Source organism: Gammaproteobacteria bacterium (genome assembly GCA_024235095.1).
Taxonomy (GTDB): domain Bacteria; phylum Pseudomonadota; class Gammaproteobacteria; order Competibacterales; family Competibacteraceae; genus UBA2383.
In genome coordinates this window covers 242660-258079 of record JACKNC010000003.1, presented here as the reverse complement: position 1 = coordinate 258079, position 15420 = coordinate 242660, and the positions used below count along the sequence as shown (strand labels likewise).

The 15420-nt window shown below is 54.5% G+C and carries 15 protein-coding genes and 4 pseudogenes; 13 read left to right on the top strand and 6 right to left on the bottom strand.

Annotated elements, in window-relative coordinates; all coding sequences use genetic code 11:
- Positions 1 to 291 precede the first annotated feature (291 nt).
- From H6973_18035 to H6973_18020, 4 genes are all read left to right on the top strand, one after another.
- Positions 292 to 642, top strand: a complete 351-nt coding sequence (locus tag H6973_18035) for a hypothetical protein (protein ID MCP5127462.1) — start codon at positions 292 to 294, stop codon at positions 640 to 642.
- Positions 643 to 647: 5 nt separating this feature from the next.
- Positions 648 to 1169: a hypothetical protein gene (locus H6973_18030; protein MCP5127461.1), complete on the top strand. Its 522-nt coding sequence runs from the start codon at positions 648 to 650 to the stop codon at positions 1167 to 1169.
- Positions 1170 to 1552: 383 nt separating this feature from the next.
- Complete coding sequence (locus H6973_18025; GenBank protein ID MCP5127460.1) at positions 1553 to 1912, top strand: hypothetical protein; 360 nt, start codon at positions 1553 to 1555, stop codon at positions 1910 to 1912.
- A gap of 61 nt (positions 1913 to 1973) precedes the next feature.
- Positions 1974 to 2462, top strand: a complete 489-nt coding sequence (locus H6973_18020; protein MCP5127459.1) for a hypothetical protein — start codon at positions 1974 to 1976, stop codon at positions 2460 to 2462.
- 73 nt (positions 2463 to 2535) lie between these two features.
- On the opposite strand, the gene tnpA is transcribed toward H6973_18020, so the two are convergent.
- Positions 2536 to 2970 (bottom strand): IS200/IS605 family transposase, encoded by a 435-nt coding sequence (gene tnpA, locus H6973_18015; GenBank protein MCP5127458.1) that lies wholly within the window; start codon positions 2968 to 2970, stop codon positions 2536 to 2538.
- A gap of 104 nt (positions 2971 to 3074) precedes the next feature.
- Here tnpA and H6973_18010 point away from each other — a divergent pair, with 104 nt between their 5' ends.
- Positions 3075 to 3758: a hypothetical protein gene (locus tag H6973_18010; protein MCP5127457.1), complete on the top strand. Its 684-nt coding sequence runs from the start codon at positions 3075 to 3077 to the stop codon at positions 3756 to 3758.
- 234 nt (positions 3759 to 3992) lie between these two features.
- Positions 3993 to 4583 (top strand): annotated as a pseudogene (locus H6973_18005) (IS6 family transposase).
- 54 nt (positions 4584 to 4637) lie between these two features.
- Here H6973_18005 and H6973_18000 read toward each other — a convergent pair.
- Positions 4638 to 5321: pseudogene (locus H6973_18000) on the bottom strand (IS6 family transposase).
- Between the two features lie 95 nt (positions 5322 to 5416).
- Here H6973_18000 and H6973_17995 point away from each other — a divergent pair.
- From H6973_17995 to H6973_17975, 5 genes are read left to right on the top strand one after another with little or no spacing between them, the layout of a single operon-like run.
- Positions 5417 to 5668: a hypothetical protein gene (locus H6973_17995; GenBank protein MCP5127456.1), complete on the top strand. Its 252-nt coding sequence runs from the start codon at positions 5417 to 5419 to the stop codon at positions 5666 to 5668.
- A 2-nt stretch (positions 5669 to 5670) separates the two neighbouring features.
- Positions 5671 to 6702: an ATP-binding protein gene (locus H6973_17990; GenBank protein MCP5127455.1), complete on the top strand. Its 1032-nt coding sequence runs from the start codon at positions 5671 to 5673 to the stop codon at positions 6700 to 6702.
- Between the two features lie 59 nt (positions 6703 to 6761).
- The gene (locus H6973_17985) at positions 6762 to 7034 is read left to right on the top strand and encodes a BrnT family toxin (GenBank protein ID MCP5127454.1); all 273 of its coding nucleotides are present in this window, start codon (positions 6762 to 6764) and stop codon (positions 7032 to 7034) included.
- Positions 6985 to 7308 carry a BrnA antitoxin family protein gene (locus H6973_17980; protein ID MCP5127453.1) on the top strand — a complete coding sequence of 108 codons (324 nt, stop codon included), beginning with the start codon at positions 6985 to 6987 and terminating at the stop codon, positions 7306 to 7308. The genes H6973_17985 and H6973_17980 overlap by 50 nt, the downstream gene beginning before the upstream one ends.
- Before the next feature lie 4 nt (positions 7309 to 7312).
- Complete coding sequence (locus tag H6973_17975; GenBank protein ID MCP5127452.1) at positions 7313 to 8434, top strand: metal-dependent hydrolase; 1122 nt, start codon at positions 7313 to 7315, stop codon at positions 8432 to 8434.
- Between the two features lie 53 nt (positions 8435 to 8487).
- Here the strand turns inward: H6973_17975 and H6973_17970 are convergent, their stop codons facing one another.
- Positions 8488 to 8736: a hypothetical protein gene (locus tag H6973_17970; GenBank protein MCP5127451.1), complete on the bottom strand. Its 249-nt coding sequence runs from the start codon at positions 8734 to 8736 to the stop codon at positions 8488 to 8490.
- 292 nt (positions 8737 to 9028) lie between these two features.
- Between H6973_17970 and H6973_17965 the strand changes: the two are divergent.
- A pseudogene (locus H6973_17965) lies at positions 9029 to 10203 on the top strand (IS630 family transposase).
- A gap of 44 nt (positions 10204 to 10247) precedes the next feature.
- Here H6973_17965 and H6973_17960 read toward each other — a convergent pair.
- Positions 10248 to 11174, bottom strand: a pseudogene (locus H6973_17960) (Tn3 family transposase).
- A 78-nt stretch (positions 11175 to 11252) separates the two neighbouring features.
- On the opposite strand from H6973_17960, the gene H6973_17955 reads away from it, so the two are divergent.
- Positions 11253 to 11965, top strand: a protein-coding gene (locus H6973_17955) for an IS1 family transposase (protein ID MCP5127450.1) whose coding sequence is annotated in 2 segments (ribosomal slippage) — positions 11253 to 11523 and positions 11523 to 11965 — 714 coding nt in all. Because the reading frame shifts where the segments join, the coding sequence is not laid out codon by codon here.
- Positions 11966 to 12298: 333 nt separating this feature from the next.
- On the opposite strand, the gene H6973_17950 is transcribed toward H6973_17955, so the two are convergent.
- The gene (locus H6973_17950; GenBank protein MCP5127449.1) at positions 12299 to 14482 is read right to left on the bottom strand and encodes an FdhF/YdeP family oxidoreductase; all 2184 of its coding nucleotides are present in this window, start codon (positions 14480 to 14482) and stop codon (positions 12299 to 12301) included.
- Positions 14483 to 14702: 220 nt separating this feature from the next.
- Positions 14703 to 15343 (bottom strand): IS6 family transposase gene (locus H6973_17945; protein MCP5127448.1). Its coding sequence is split into 2 segments (ribosomal slippage): positions 14703 to 15191 and positions 15194 to 15343, totalling 639 coding nucleotides; the frame shifts between segments, so codons are not numbered across the junction.
- Positions 15344 to 15420: the final 77 nt, after the last annotated feature.

Sequence of the window (15420 nt, the reverse complement as noted above, 5' to 3'; positions counted from 1 at the left end):
GAGGTGCGTTCGAACCCCTGATTTCAGTACTTGGTGGTGGCGCCATTACGCCGAAAATCGCTGGCGCCATTACGCCGCAAAGTGACAGGGCCGAGCTGTGATTCTTAATCACGGAAGGGGTTAAAGCTAGATCAGCAGATGTTTGGTCAGAATATTAGCTATTGTATTCATTTGAAATATCGAAAGTCTGGTGAAGGCGTTAAGCCGAAACTGATAGATGGGAAACCTCGCTCTATTGTCAACACATAAATATGTGCTACACTTCTTTAAGTGTTTCTAGGAGGGTCGATCATGGCCAGCACAACGGTTAATTTTACAGGCGCCATCGACCGCGATTTACTCAAGCGGGCTAAAATCGTGGCGGCCAAGAGCGATACGTCGGTGAATGCGTTGTTGAATGCGCAACTCCGCTCTCTGGTAGAGACCTACGAGGCCGGTGAGGTGGCCCACAATGAGAACTATGCCACGCTGCTGGCGTTCTCGTTGGGTCGACTGGATGACCAGGCCGTCATAAAAACGCTGGGCATCGACAGCGAAGAAGATCTGTTTCTGCTGATGGCCCAGGCTCGCCTGCCGATGCCACGCTTGCCGGAGGTGGAAACCCGTAAGATGGTGGATACCTTACATCGGTTAGCGGGTTAAGCACCGTGCCGATTCTGGTGCCCGATGCCGGACCGTTGATCACGCTGGCCTACGCCGACCGACTGGACGTGCTGCAACAGCCGGGCTGGCCGGTCCACATCGTGGACATGGTGTTGCACGAGGTGACCCGTAACCGGACGCCCACCAGCGAGGCTATCGCCGCGTTGGTTAAAGAGCATGCCTTGACGGTGGTAACGACTGAAGTCTGGCAGCGTTATCAGCAGCGTCTGGCCGACGCGACCGCCGGCAAGGGCGCGCCACCGCGCAAGACAGGTTTGGGTGAACTGGCCGTTCAGGAATACATGACCCGGTTGGGGTTGGAAGATCCAGCGGTACCGGCCGTCTTCCTGTTTGAAGATCACAAGATCGCGCGGGCGAGTTTTCATCTGCCCGATAGCGTGCACCGCGTTTCCACCCGCGCTTACCTCTCTTTTCTGGAGGAAAGAGGCTGGATTGCCTCAGCGGAGGCGATTGAACGCTGTGCCATTCAGAATGGTCGCCACTTTTCGCAGATTCGCTTTCCATAAGGTCCTCATGACATGGACGCGCCCCACCGACTGCGGCATCCTGGCGCCAAACTCCAGCCCCAATCAGGAATTTGGCGGGTTTTGATGAGTGTTTAGCATCACCACACCTCTGAGGGGCTGGACAAAACATCAGGACTTTCGCTTGGCTACCATATAAAGTATGGTTCTGATCAATAAATATCTATATATGGTAAAAAATAGCCCATAAGCGAAAGTCCTGAACATTAATGGTTCTGTTGCGTTAGCTGATAGGGTCGGATTGGTTCTGTTGCGTTAATTTTTTTGGTCCTGTAAATTTTCCTGTGATAGACAAACCATAGGGTATACTGATATCTAACTTTTTGCTTTTTCAAGAACTCTTTTGGAGCCGGCCTATTAGGGCATTGATTGATTTTGAAAAAGGGCGAAATCCATGGAAGGCTGCCGATCGGGCGGCGGCTGAGGATGCGTCCAGAAATTCTGTAAAAAACCACGCCTCCTCTTTGATCTGGAGAAGCGCCATGCCGACCGTTGAATTGATTCTTCGTGATGATGAAGGTCGTATTATTGATCATCGATCCACACGAACATATTCTTTGGATTGGAGAAATCAAAGCTTGCATTGTATTGAAGGTGCAGTTGAAGAATTTAAGAAAAATGCACTACCGGATCTTCAGGCTGATTTGTTAGAAGCGGCTCAAAACATCTTTATTCAGGATAAAAAAAGACTTGATTTGCAATGGGACAACACCCATCAAGATTAAGACGCTTCATGGACCTTTTGAATTTAGACTTCAGCGATTTATTGATCGAGAATACCCTAGTTTGCCTCATCGAACCTACTTTGATTTGACGGATCAATTTCAGGAAGATTATGTGAGTGATCGGTTAAAAGAATTCTCCGCTTATTATAGCAATCGCTTAAGCTATATCGATGTATCCGATTTAATAGAGAGGGTCACCGGGTTCCGACAACTCAGTGACCAAAAAATCCACCATGTGGTGGTTGAAAAGGCGCAAGCGCTCAGTCAAGCGTGCGTCGCGCAAGTGGAAGAAACCTTATCGAAGACGAGTGGTTCTGTCATCAACATTGACCCTGATGTTGATATTTACGACCCAGAAAGTCGGGAAATTCTGATTTTCGAAGATGCCATTCAAGTCCGTGGTCAGAAAGAAAATCGTATAAGAAAACAATCAGTTATAAAGGAAGAAGTGCCAGAGAAATCCGCACCGAAGAAGACGTCTGCCGTATCGAGTGACGTCATTCTCTTTGAAAGTAAAGAAACCACCCGCAAAGCGGGTGGTTTTGGTTAACCCCTAAAAGGGGATAGTCTGCCTTGCCCCCTGAGGAGGCAAGGGCGTCGTCCCCACAGGATGGGTTCTCACTTTAGAAATCGAAACCGCGCTGTTCGGCGTCTCTTTCCTTACGCTCTTGATACCGCACATACTTGCGAATCTTCTCGACATCCAGTCCTATCGTATCCACACAGTAGCCGCGCGCCCAAAAGTGGTTGCCCCAATAGGGTCTCCTTTTCAGTTCGCAAAACCGATTGAAGACCCGAATGGCCGTCCGCCCCTTCAGCGTTCCCACAAAGTTAGAAATCGACAACTTCGGCGGAATCATCACCAACAGATGAACATGATCCACCTGGATATTTAATTCAACAATTTCCACTTTTTGATAGTCCGAAAAGGCGTGAATACATCGCGATACCTCTTCTGCAATGTGCCCTGTGAGGACTCGATACCGGTATTTCGGAACCCAAACAATATGATACTGGCAGTGCCAGATCGTATGTGATAACTTTCTGAATCGACTCATGGTCAGTACTCCTCTCGATCTGTTGTGGGGACAACAAACCGTAGTAGTACCCCATGAGTCGATCAACTGGCAAAGCCGTTGATCTCTGACCACGCCCTAAGGGCGTGGTTTTCTACGTTGTTAATAAAGACGGCGATCTTGAATACCTGACCGCACCGATTGATCGACAGGGGAAAGCGATCATTCCGGTTGCTGATATTCTGAAAAGCCGGGTGATTGAAGATTATGGGAAAGAAGAAAAGCCATTGCCGATTATCGCGATTACAGATGGCGCAAAAATCATTCGTGAGCATCTTTGGGCGGTATTTGGTATCACCGTGCTGATTATCCTGGATTGGTACCATCTTGGTAAAAAAATTCGTGATTTAATGAGTATGATTGCCTTGAATAAGGATGAGAAGAATCAGCATCTAAAGTTTATGTTCTATCACCTCTGGCGTGGTGATGTTGTCACGGTTTTGAATTACTTAGTCGAGCAGGTGCAACCCAAAAATGCAGAAAAGCATCTTGAACTGATCAATTATCTTGAAAAACATCAGCATGAAATTATCGATTATCGAAGTCGTCAGATTGCAGGCAAACCCATCGGAAGTGGTTCTATCGAGAAAGGCTGTGATCAAGTTATCGGACGTCGTCAGAAGAAAAAAGGGATGAGTTGGCGTCCTGCAGGAAGTCGAAGTTTAGGCATTTTAAAGGTGATCGAACTCAATAATGAATGGGATTCTGTCTGGTTTCCTCAAGAAGCCGCGAATGATCCGTCAAACTTGCGGTTAGTTTCAAACGCATAGAGCATCACAGGAAAATTTACAGGAGGATTTTTTTCGAGCACGATTGGGTAACCCTTGCAGGTTATTAGGCAGCCAGTGAATAAAATTGTCCTGCGGCGGAGAGATTCGTCCCTTCGGCCATGATCATTTGGCCCTTCTTGATCATGTGCAGGAGTTCGATGGGTTCTGTTGCGTTAGCTGATAGGGTCGGATTTCGGTAAGCTACACGGCCCCTGTCCTGACTTGAGAACCCGCATGATCGATTTTAGAGGCCACCGCTTTGAACGAGACATCATCCTAACGAGTGTCCGTTGGTACCTCGCCTATCCGTTGAGCTATCGGAACCTGGAAGAGATGCTGGCGGAGCGGGGTGTCGACGTGGATCATTCCAGCGTCTACCGCTGGGTCCAGAAGTTTACGCCGCAGTTGGAAGCGGCTTTCCGCAAAGGACAAAAGCGCCCGGTGGGCACAAGTTGGCGGATGGATGAGACCTACATTAAGGTCAAAGGCCAGTGGAAGTACCTCTACCGCGCGGTTGATCGAGACGGCCAGACGATCGACTTCCTGTTCACGGCGCATCGCGATAAGAAAGCCGCCCTGCGCTTTCTCAAAAAGGCGATACGGCAGCACGGTCTTCCGGACAAAGTCACGATCGATAAGAGTGGCGCTAACACCGCTGCCCTGGATGCACTCCAGGAGGAGACGGGCGCCGCCATTGAGATTCGCCAAAACAAGTACTTAAATAATTTAGTGGAACAAGATCATCGCGCCGTTAAACGGATCGTCCGCCCCATGCTGGGGTTCAAAGGCTTTCATTCTGCTCGGACCACCCTGCGGGGCATCGAACGGTTCTGTTGCGTTAATTTTTTTCGAGCACGATTGGGTAACCCTTGCAGGTTATTAGGCAGCCAGTGAATAAAATTGTCCTGCGGCGGAGAGATTCGTCCCTTCGGCCATGATCATTTGGCCCTTCTTGATCATGTGCAGGAGTTCGATGCCCCGCAGGGTGGGCCCTGAGCAGAATGAAAGCCTTTGAACCCCAGCATGGGGCGGACGATCCGTTTAACGGCGCGATGATCTTGTTCCACTAAATTATTTAAGTACTTGTTTTGGCGAATCTCAATGGCGGCGATTCGTCTCCTCCTGGAGTGCATCCATCATTTGGGTGTTAGCGCCACTCTTATCGATCGTGACTTTGTCCGGAAGACCAGTGCTGCCGTATCGCCTTTTTGAGAAAGCGCAGGGCGGCTTTTTATCGCGATGCGCCGTGAACAGGAAGTCGATCGTCTGGCCGTCTCGATCAACCGCGCGGTAGAGGTACTTCCACTGGCCTTTGACCTTAATGTAGGTCTCATCCATCCGCCAACTTGTGCCCACCGGGCGCTTTTGTCCTTTGCGGAAAGCCGCTTCCAACTGCGGCGTAAACTTCTGGACCCAGCGGTAGACGCTGGAATGATCCACGTCGACACCCCGCTCCGCCAGCATCTCTTCCAGGTTCCGATAGCTCAACGGATAGGCGAGGTACCAACGGACACTCGTTAGGATGATGTCTCGTTCAAAGCGGTGGCCTCTAAAATCGATCATGCGGGTTCTCAAGTCAGGACAGGGGCCGTGTAGCTTACCGAAATCCGACCCTATCAGCTAACGCAACAGAACCACTGGAAGCCGAGCGGGCGGCGGTGGGGGAACGGCTGGACTTCCAGAAAGCCAAAGCCGATTGGGTGCAAGAGCGCATCAAAACCGGCTACGAGGGGGAAGTCGAAAAGCTCTGGGACGCCGCCCAGAAACAGAACGTGGAAGCCGCCGCCGCCAAACGCCTGGACTTGCTCCTCGATGCCCAGCGCCGCCAGATCGCGCACTTGGCCGGGGAACAGTGGCAACCGTTGCTGGACTACCTGAGCGGCCAACGCAAGCAATTGCCGGAGGGTTGAACATGAAAGCCATCACCGGGCTGATTGGGCGTGAAGCCCTCGTCGACAAGGCGCTCAAGGAGATCAAGAAAGGCCGTCATCTCCTCCTGACCGGTGCGGTCGGCGTGGGCAAATCCGCTGTCCTGGAAACGCTCCTGGAACGCCTGGAGCGGCGGCGGGCTGAGCGGATGCCGGTTGATGCCGAAGCCGATGACTGGCCCCACGATGCCGAAACCGGCGACGCGCAAAATCAGCACGGTCATGAGCGGACGCGGCGCACCCAGACCGTGATCCATATCGCCGACCATCAACCCAAGGCGCAGTTTGTCGACATCGCCCGCAAGCTGCTGGCGGTTGGCCTGCTCGATTCGGGGGCGCTGGAGTTGCCCGAAGAATACCGCTACCTGCCGCCCGAACTGATTGAGTGGTCGCGCATCCGCCGCCAGGTGAATCGCTTGAGTATGCGGGATTTGACGGCGGCGATTATCCCCGCCCTGCATGATCATCACGGCAAGGTTCTCATCGCCGTGGACGATTTCACCAGCCTGACGCCCACCCTGGTCGCGTTCTGGCTGGCGGTGTTCGAGGTTGCCCAAGTCATCGGCTGCGCCCGCCAGAAGAAAGCCAACGTGTCCAAGCTCTGGTGGAAGATGACCGAGATTCCGATTCCGCCGCTCACGCCGGACGCCACGCGGGAAATTGTCCAGGCATACATCGCCCGGCAAGGGATGCTCATCGAATCGCCCGGCCTGTTCGTAGGACATATCGTCAAGCAATCCGGCGGCAACCCGCAAGCCATCGCCGATATGCTGGACGACTCGGCCAAGGAACGGCTGGTGGACAAGCGCAAGATCCGCGACATGCGCCATGCGGCGGGGGTGCGCTATGTGGATTTTACACCGGTCATGATCATTGCCCTGGCCTCGGTGGTCGGGGCGCGTTACCTGGCCATCGGCACCGGCGATACCGAGTTGTACATCTTCGCCGGGATGCTGGCGGCGGTGGTGATCTCGGTTCGAGTGTTTCTGTTCAAAGGCGCGGGGAAGGCGAATTGACCCCGCGTTCGTTCCCCGATCCGGTCATAAAAAAGCTATAATGTAGTTACAATTTACTCATGATCACCTGGGATGAACCCAAGCGTTTAGAAAACCTGCGCAAGCATGGCATTGACTTAGCGATGCTTGATGAGGTTTTCGACGCTCCGATGAATACTGTGGAAGACGACCGCGACGCCTACGGCGAACAACGGCTACAAAGCCTCGCGTTCTGGCGCGGGCGCGTCGTCTTTCTGGTCTGGACCGAGCGGCCCACCGCCGCCCATCTGATTTCATGCCGCTATGCCAACAAACGCCAAACTCAAAACTACTTTGCGACCGTTCAGCCCTGAGTGCATCGCGGCGGCGCTGGAAGCCGCGCCCGATGAGGGGGGCGAGGAAGATCAGGTCGATTGGAGCCGCGCCATCGTCACACCGGGCGGGGGCGTCGAGGCCACGCTGGCCGCCTTGCGCCGGGCGCGCGGGCCAGGCCGCAAGCCGCGCAAGCGGGCGTTGACCGTGCGCTACTCGCCCGAAGTGGTGGCGTACTTCAAGGCCACGGGCCAAGGCTGGCAGACGCGAATGGATGAGGCGCTCAAGGAATGGATCGCGCAACACTCCGGTTAATCCCTTGACCCTCGGCACCCACGCTGCTTTTGCCTCGGTGCTCTATCTGGGCGGCGCGACGCTGTTCGGGTACAAGCCCGACCTGATCGGCGGGTTGCTGATCGTGGCCGCCAGCATCCTGCCCGACATCGACCATCCCCCCGCCAAGATCGGGCGGCTGTTCTGGTTCGCCTCGGTGCCGCTGGAGCGCCGCTTTGGCCATCGCACCCTGACCCATTCCCTGGTCGCCCTCGGGGCGCTGGCCCTCGTAGCCTATCCGCTGGCGCTGATCCAGCCGCATTACTGGGGTTGCGTGGTGGGCGGCTACTGGTCGCATTTGTGGATTGATATGGTGAATCTCCGGGGCGTCGATTTGTTTTGGCCCTCGCCGGTGCGGCTGGTGACGCCCGGCAACCGCAACTGGCGCATGGCGGTCGGCAGCAAAGCGGAGATGATTCTGCTGGCGGTGCTGCTGAGCCTGACCGTCGCCTTGTATCCGCTCAGTCACTGGGGCTTCCGGGATGCCCTGCAAGCGGTGCTCAAGAGCTTCGACATTTCGGTCGAGCAGTACACGCGCCAGATCGGGACGCATTGGTACGACCTGGAGTTGATCGCGTCGGACAACCTGACCCTGGAACGGATCGCCTGCCGTTGCCCGGTTGTTGGTCTGTGGAAAGATGGCTTGATTGTGCTGTACGAAGGTCAGCCGCGCGCGGTGGGCAAGAGTGCGGCGTATCACAACCTGCTGCCGGTCTCCGCCCGGTTGATCGAGGGTGAACCGCTGCGGGTGATGGCCGAACGAATCAACATGACCGGACGGACGCTGCGCGGACTGATCAACCGCATTGATCCCGACCGCCCCTACTATCTGTTGGGGGAGGTGGAGATTGCCGACGGCAAGACGCCCGCCCTAGCCGGACGGCTGGAGAGCCTGGAGCGCTACAACCCGGCGATTTACCAGAGCGGCATCCTCGCCCTGCACTACGCCCGCGCTCAGGAACTACAGCCGTGGCTGGATCGGGTAGCGGTGCGAGGTGAGGTGGTCGTGCAGTTCTGGCTCAAGCCGGGCGAGGCGGCAGTGGTGTTGGAGTTGGGAGATGAGCTGCCGGTTGATCCGATTCCGAAGGAGTTGCGGGCGTTTTTGTAGATTCTAAAAACTAATTACTCAGTATTAATTTCTCCGAGTGAAGAAAACCCTTATCAAATTTTCGGCCAACTTGAACACCCATTACCATCCTGGTCATTCGCCATAAATCTTAAAATATTAGAAATACCACCCTTAACACTAGTAGAACTATTTAATGTCTTTATAGTGATAGATGCATAACGCTGATCTTTTAATTTTTCAGCAAAGTAGTGCAGTGCTGCTGTCTTAGCTATTTCACTTCCAGAGAATGCTGTGAAAATTGGACTATTTGTATCAGTAGCATCTATAACAACGGAATCCACATAATCAGGTGTGCTATATGATAAGCGGAGCGCTTCGCGCTCCGCTTATCGGGGCGCGAGCCGAGCTTCGCTCGACGCGAGTTGCAGGCGTCGCGCTGCGCGCTCCGCCTATCAACTCGCTGGAGCGGTAATCGGCCTAATCACCTGCAAGCGCCTATGCGCTCTCCGGTATTAGACCGATTCCGCTCAGCTCGCGCCCCGATATATAGAATCGTATTCTAGTGGGCTGACACAGAAGTTTTGACAGGTAGCGGTGGGTGCCCTATGGTTGAGATCAACAGGAGGAATCACCATGGCCCACAAGTATCTGGTTGATCTAACTGAAGAGGAGCGGGAAGACCTGCTGAAGGTCATTCATAAAGGCAAGGCAGCGGCGCGCAAGGTTGCCCGTGCCCATGTGTTGCTGCAGGCTGCGGAAGGGGCGACGGATGAGGCCATTGCCCAAAGCCTTCACTTGGGGATTTCGACCGTTCATCGTACCCGTCAACGGTTTGTCGACGAAGGGTTGCTGGCGGCGTTAAGCGAGCGGCCACGAGTCGGTTTGCCCCCGGCCTTGACCGGCAAACAGGCCGCCTTTCTGGTCGCCTTGGCCTGTAGTACCCCGCCCGCTGGCCGTTGTCAGTGGACTCTCCAATTGTTAGCGGACCGCTTCATGGAACTCCGGCCCATCGAAGCCATTTCCCGTGAGAGTGTGCGGCGCATCCTTAAAAAAACGACCTCAAACCCTGGCAACGTCAAGAATGGTGTATTCCCAGTGTCAGTCCCGATTATGTTTGGCATATGGAGGATGTGTTGGACCTGTACGCCGAACCCGATGATCCTCAATACCCCCAAGTGTGCTTCGATGAAAGTCCGGTGCAATTGACCAGCGAAACCCGCTGTCCTCAACCCGCCCGCCCGGGTCAACCGGCGCGCTATGACTGTGAATACAAACGCGAAGGCACCGCCAATTTATTTCTATTCGTACAACCCTTGCGCGGGTGGCGTCATGTTAATGTCACGAAACAGCGCACCAAACGCGATTTTGCCCAGCAAATGCAGCAACTCGTTGATGTGTACTTTCCGAAGGCGGAGCGAATCCGGTTGGTCGTGGATAACCTCAATACCCACACTCCTGCGGCCTTGTATAGTGTCTTTTCTCCAGAGGAAGCCCGCCGGATCACCCGCAAGCTCGAATTTCATTACACCCCCAAGCATGGCAGTTGGCTCAATATGGCGGAATGTGAGTTCGCTGTTCTCGCCGGCCAGTGTTTGAATCGCCGCATTGCGAACCTCGAAACTTTGCGGAAGGAAATCGCCGCTTGGCAAGGCCCACGCAACCTACGTCAGACCAAAATCCACTGGCAGTTCGGCACCGACTTGGCCCGGGTCAAACTCAAGCGCCTCTATCCTCCCTTGAAATCTTCTGAAACCCCGGTGGACCTAGAAACCTCTGAACCTGTCAAAACTTCTGTGTCAGCCCACTAGACTAAATTTGCCCAACCCCTCGAAAAGGTAAAAATCAGCCTTTGCTAATGGAGTGGAGGGTCCTCGGGATCATCCGACCAGCCTTGACGCCAGTATTCCGGGCCGGCATAGCGTGCGGCCAGCGCTTCCAAGTCGAGGTTGGATTGAGCGGCGTTGAAATCCAGGTTTCCAAACAGATTGATGTGCTGCCAGGCGATGGGGGAGATCGCCTTGATCAGGTCCAGCACCGCCACGTCGCCGGCCGCCTGCTGTTGCTCGTAGATACGAGACAGGAGGGCCGTATTGTAGTAGATGATGGCATTGGCAAGGAGTCGTGAACATTCGTTCCAGAGGTGCTGTTCAGCCTCGGTCTTGACCCGAAACTTCCCGCCATTGACGTAGGCGATGGCTCGGCGGAAACGATGATAGGCTTCGCCGCGATTCAACGCCTTTTGGACGTTCTGCCGCAAACCGACATCGTCGATATAGTCGAGGATGTAAAGAGTCCGGCACAGGCCATCAAGTTCCCACAGTGCTTTCTTGGTCTGGTTCTGGCGGATAAAGGAATTGAGCTTGCGGATCAGGGTCGCCTGGGTCACATCCTTCTGCGCGAGGGAAGCCATGAGGCGCTGAATGTTAGGCCACTCCCGGATGATCAGCCCCTCGAACACCTGGCGGGCGGGTTTAATGAGATCGTCAGCGTAGTGACTGGGAGGATGGAAGCCAATCAGTGTATCCATCTTTTTATGCAGATCCCGGTAGCGGGGTGCGAACTGGTAGCCAAACATCATCAGGATCCAGAAGTTAACCTGGTTGGTTCCATGGGTGTCAGTCGAATGTCGCTCCGGCCGAATCTCCGTCATGTTGTTGTAGAGCAGGTCGAAGACGAAATGGCGCTCGTGCTCGTGGGTACCGATGATTTTAGCGTTGATCGGGACGTGGTTAGCGACCAGTGTGTAGGCGGTGACACCTTTCTTGAGACCGAAGTACTTCCGGGGGTAGTCCTGTAGAAAGTAGTGATTAATTTATGGTATGATTTTAGTGGTAACAAATAGAGTCAGTAAAGAGCGATGATTTGTCCTAATTGTCATTCCGTCAATGTTGTAAAAAACGGCAGCATTCACAACGGCAAGCCCACGTTTTCTTGCAAAGATTGCAGTCGACAATTTGTCGAAAATCCAGAGAATAGAATTTCGCAAGATAAAAAGGATTTAATCGACAAACTGTTATTAGAACGAATTCCTATTGCCGGTATTGCACGGGTCGTTGGGGTTTCAGAACGTTGGCTACAAGGCGATGTCAATCGAAAATATCAAGGAGTCCCTCAGCAAGTCGCTGTTAAAAAAAGCCCAAAGGTCGGCTCGTGATTCAATGTGACGAACTGGGGTCTTTTGTAGGAAATAAGAATAACAAACAATGGGTTTGGTTAGCGATTGATCAAGGCACAAGCGAGATCGTCGGCGTTTTTGTCGGTAATCGAAGCCAAAAAGGCGCTCAAGGACTGTGGGACTCCCTACCGCCGGTTTATCGCCAATGCGCCGTCGCTTATACCGATTTTTGGGAAGCGTATGAGGTGATATTCCCAACCAAACGTCACAAAGCCGTAGGCAAAGAAAGGGGTCGGACTTACAAAATTGAAAGATTCAATGGTACTTTAAGACAAAGAATTTCTCGTCTCGTTAGAAAGACGCTCTCTTTTTCGAAGACACTGGAAAACCACATTGGAGCTATTTGGTATTTTATCCATCATTATAACAATTCTCTATCGGTCGTGACTGCATAAGGGTTCACTACAATCTGCAGGACTACCTCCGCGATTATTGAAAGTGCGATGATAATATTAACTCGTGAGTCATAAGTTTTAATAACTTGTTGAAGTCGTTCAAATTCAACTGTTCGACAAGTTATTGCTATATAAGAAAAACAATTATTATTCAATAAATTATATGCTATCCAGCCCCATGATTCATGAGAACTTGTGACTCACGAGATTATCTAGGTCGCGCCATCGATCAAGCCAGATGGCAGTGGCAAGGCAAGCGACCCAGTGATCCATCGCTCCGATCTTCGCCCAGCCGTCATGGCTGCCGCGCGTCCTCCAACTCCACATCCTCAACTACAAAGCTTGATCGAGGGTAATCGAAACATTCTTGTAGGCGGGGGTGTGCGATTGCGGATCGACATCGCGACCGACCAGCACGTTCGCCTCGGGATAGTACATCAGCGCATTGCCGGCCTTGATCGATTCGAAAGGAATGACCCGGATACCGGACAACGACCCGGTCGAACTGCGCACGGTGATTCGCTGATTCGCCGTCAGTCCATGCGCCCGTATATCCTCCGGGTGCAGGAGAATCACATCACGCCCGACGACACCCCGGTACAGGTCTTGCTCCTCATACACCACGGTGTTGAATTGACCCTCGCTGCGAACGGTCATCAGGCGGAATGCGCCGTTCCCACCGCCGAGAGAAGGCAGCGCGTGGACGTGTAGTCGCGCCCGCCCGTCGGCGGTGGCGAAGCGCGGCGTGTGAAAAAGACGCCCCTGCACATGAAATTCCTCCCGCGTCGCGTCGATCGTGGCCATTTTCTCGAAACCGGGGATGACCGCCGCGATCGCTTCCCGAATTCGCCCCGTGTCCGCCATGGCTTGCCAGTCGAGAGGCTGCTTGGCATCGCCCAGAACATCCGCCGCGAGCGTCGCGATCACCTGGACCTCGCTGCGTGGACCGGCGTGCCGGGCCGGGCCGCCGTCGCTTAGGCGAACGTAATTGAACATCGATTCCTGAGTGGTGGGTTGCGGCTCCTCGTCGCGGGCGAGGACCGGGAGAATCAGCGTCTCTCGGGCTAGTCCGTGAACATGGCCGGTGTTGAGCTTGGTGTTGAGGTGGACGAGCAGGTCAAGCCGAGCCAAGGCGTCGCGGGTAAATGCGGAATCGGGGGAGGCGCCATGGAGATTGCCGCCGAGACAAAGCGCCACGCGCATCCGCCCATCCTGGGCCGCTTCCAGACACGCCAGGGTGTCGAGTCCCGGCGCCGTCGGCAAGGAGACGCCGAAATGGGATTCCAGTCGCTCTATGACTGTGTCCTTGAGTTTGGGCGTGACGCCGATCGATCCCATCCCCTGGACGTTGGAATGCCCGCGGATCGGGAGCAGACCGGCGTGAGGGCGGCCCACCATGCCCCGCATCAGCGCGAGATTGGCGATAGCCTGCACATTCTCGACGCCGTGTCGATGATGGGTGATGCCCATGGTCCAGGCGAAGACCACATTTCGGCCATGGGCATAAATTTGAGCGGCACGCTGTATTTGTTCTTGCATCACTCCACTCTGCGAGCAGAGTTCTGGCCAGGAGAACTGGCGTAGCTGGGCGCGCAACTCGGACCACCCGTTGCAATGATCGTTCAGGAACACCTCGTCGCTGGCGCCGATTTCGTCGATATGCTTGGCGATGCCGGTCAAGAGCGCCAGATCGCCACCGATATCGGGCTGTAAGTACAGGCTGGCGATTTCGGTCCCGAACAGCAGGCTTCGCCACTCACTGGGCGAGCTGAAGTTCACCAGCCCGGTTTCGATCACTGGATTGATGACCACCACTTGGCCACCACGTTGGCGAATGTGCATGAGCACATGCATCAGCCGTGGATGGTTGCTCGCCGGATTACCGCCGATGACGAAGACCACGTCGGCCTGTTGAAGGTCGTCGAGAGATAGGGTGGCCGTCCCGCTGCCGGTGACACTGGCGAGACCGACCCCGCTGGCTTGATGGCAATAATAACTGACGTTGTTGACATGGTTGCTGCCGTAGAGCCGCGCGAACAATTGGAACAGGAAGCTGGCCTCGTTGGAACTGCGGCCACTGAAATACCAGAAGGTTTCCGGCGGTGGTGTCGCGCGGAGTTTCGCGACGATCCGGTCGAGTGCCTCCGTCCAGGCGATCGGCTGGAAATGCGTGGCGCCCGGGCGCAGCAGCAGCGGCTGCACCAGCCGACCACTGTGTTCCAGCGCGTGCGATGTCCAGGATTGGAGATCGGCGATGGCATGTTCGGACCAGAATGTGGCGGGGATCGCGCCTTGCAAATCGCCCACCATCGCCTGCAACGATTTGATGCAGACCTGTGGGAATTGGCTGGCCTCGTTCACCATACCGCCCTTCTGGCCGCCCATGCCGAGCGCGCAACTCTTACAGGCGTTTTTACCCCGCATGGCGCGGTAGAGTCGCCATGGACCGCCTTCACGGGCTTTGTGCCAAGCGTAGCGGATGGCCGGCCAACCCCCACCAGTTTTCACTCGTTTCATGATCTCATCCTCGACGCGGCGCGTTTCCGGTTTCTTCCGACAAGAATAGTTGATCGTTCGCTGTCGCCACGGTTCGTACTCGATGTGGTTGTGGCGCCCCTAGATCGGGGCCTGAATCACCTCAAAAGTCAACCCAGTTTGGGTTGTAACCACGACATCAAGATTGGGTTGTGTTGCGTTATTTTGAGACCGATAGGATTCTGACGATCTCTGTGTGGAATCAGGCGGCCAAGGAATAGAATTGTTCGGCAGGGGATAACTCCTGCCCGGTGACGGTGATCATTTGCCCTTTCTTAATCATGTGCATCAGTTCGATCCCACACAGGGTGCGGCGAGCCGAGTGGAAGGTGTTGAAGCCAAGCATGGGCTTGACGAGCCGTTTGATGGCTTGATGATCCTGCTCCACGAGGTTATTCAAATACTTGCTCTGGCGGATCGTGATAGCATGATCGGTTTCTTCCTTGAGTGATTCGATCGCCGCCGTATTCGCCCCGCTTTTATCGATCGTGACCGTATCGGGAAGACCGTGCGATCGTACCGCTTTCTTGAAAAAGCGCAGTGCGGCCTTCTTATCGCGGTGGGCGGTGAGCAAGAAGTCAATGGTCTGCCCCGCCTTATCGACGGCGCGATAAAGATATTTCCACTGGCCCTTGATCTTAATGTAGGTCTCGTCCATCCGCCAGCTCTTGCTGACCGGCGCTGGTTCCCTTTGCGGAAGGCCGCCTCCAATTGCGGGGTGAACTTCTGAACCCAGCGATAAACGCTGGAATGATTCACTTCAACGCCCCGCTCGGCCCGCATCTCTTCCAAGTTCCGATCACTCAACGGGTAGGAAAAGGTCACTAACTGCACCCGATGCAGGTAGTGATCGCCGGCATTTTCAGGTCACTCATCCCTTTCACCCGCTGACGGGACAATGGTTGGTTCTGTTGCGTTAG

Bases quoted from the DNA above. Each gene is read 5' to 3' on its own strand.
- H6973_17990 (MCP5127455.1), top strand. From the start codon at position 5,671: ATGAAAGCCATCACCGGGCTGATTGGGCGTGAAGCCCTCGTCGACAAG.
- H6973_17950 (MCP5127449.1), bottom strand. From the start codon at position 14,482: ATGAAACGAGTGAAAACTGGTGGGGGTTGGCCGGCCATCCGCTACGCT.
- H6973_18035 (MCP5127462.1), top strand. From the start codon at position 292: ATGGCCAGCACAACGGTTAATTTTACAGGCGCCATCGACCGCGATTTA.
- tnpA (MCP5127458.1), bottom strand. From the start codon at position 2,970: ATGAGTCGATTCAGAAAGTTATCACATACGATCTGGCACTGCCAGTAT.
- H6973_17980 (MCP5127453.1), top strand. From the start codon at position 6,985: ATGCCAACAAACGCCAAACTCAAAACTACTTTGCGACCGTTCAGCCCT.
- H6973_17985 (MCP5127454.1), top strand. From the start codon at position 6,762: ATGATCACCTGGGATGAACCCAAGCGTTTAGAAAACCTGCGCAAGCAT.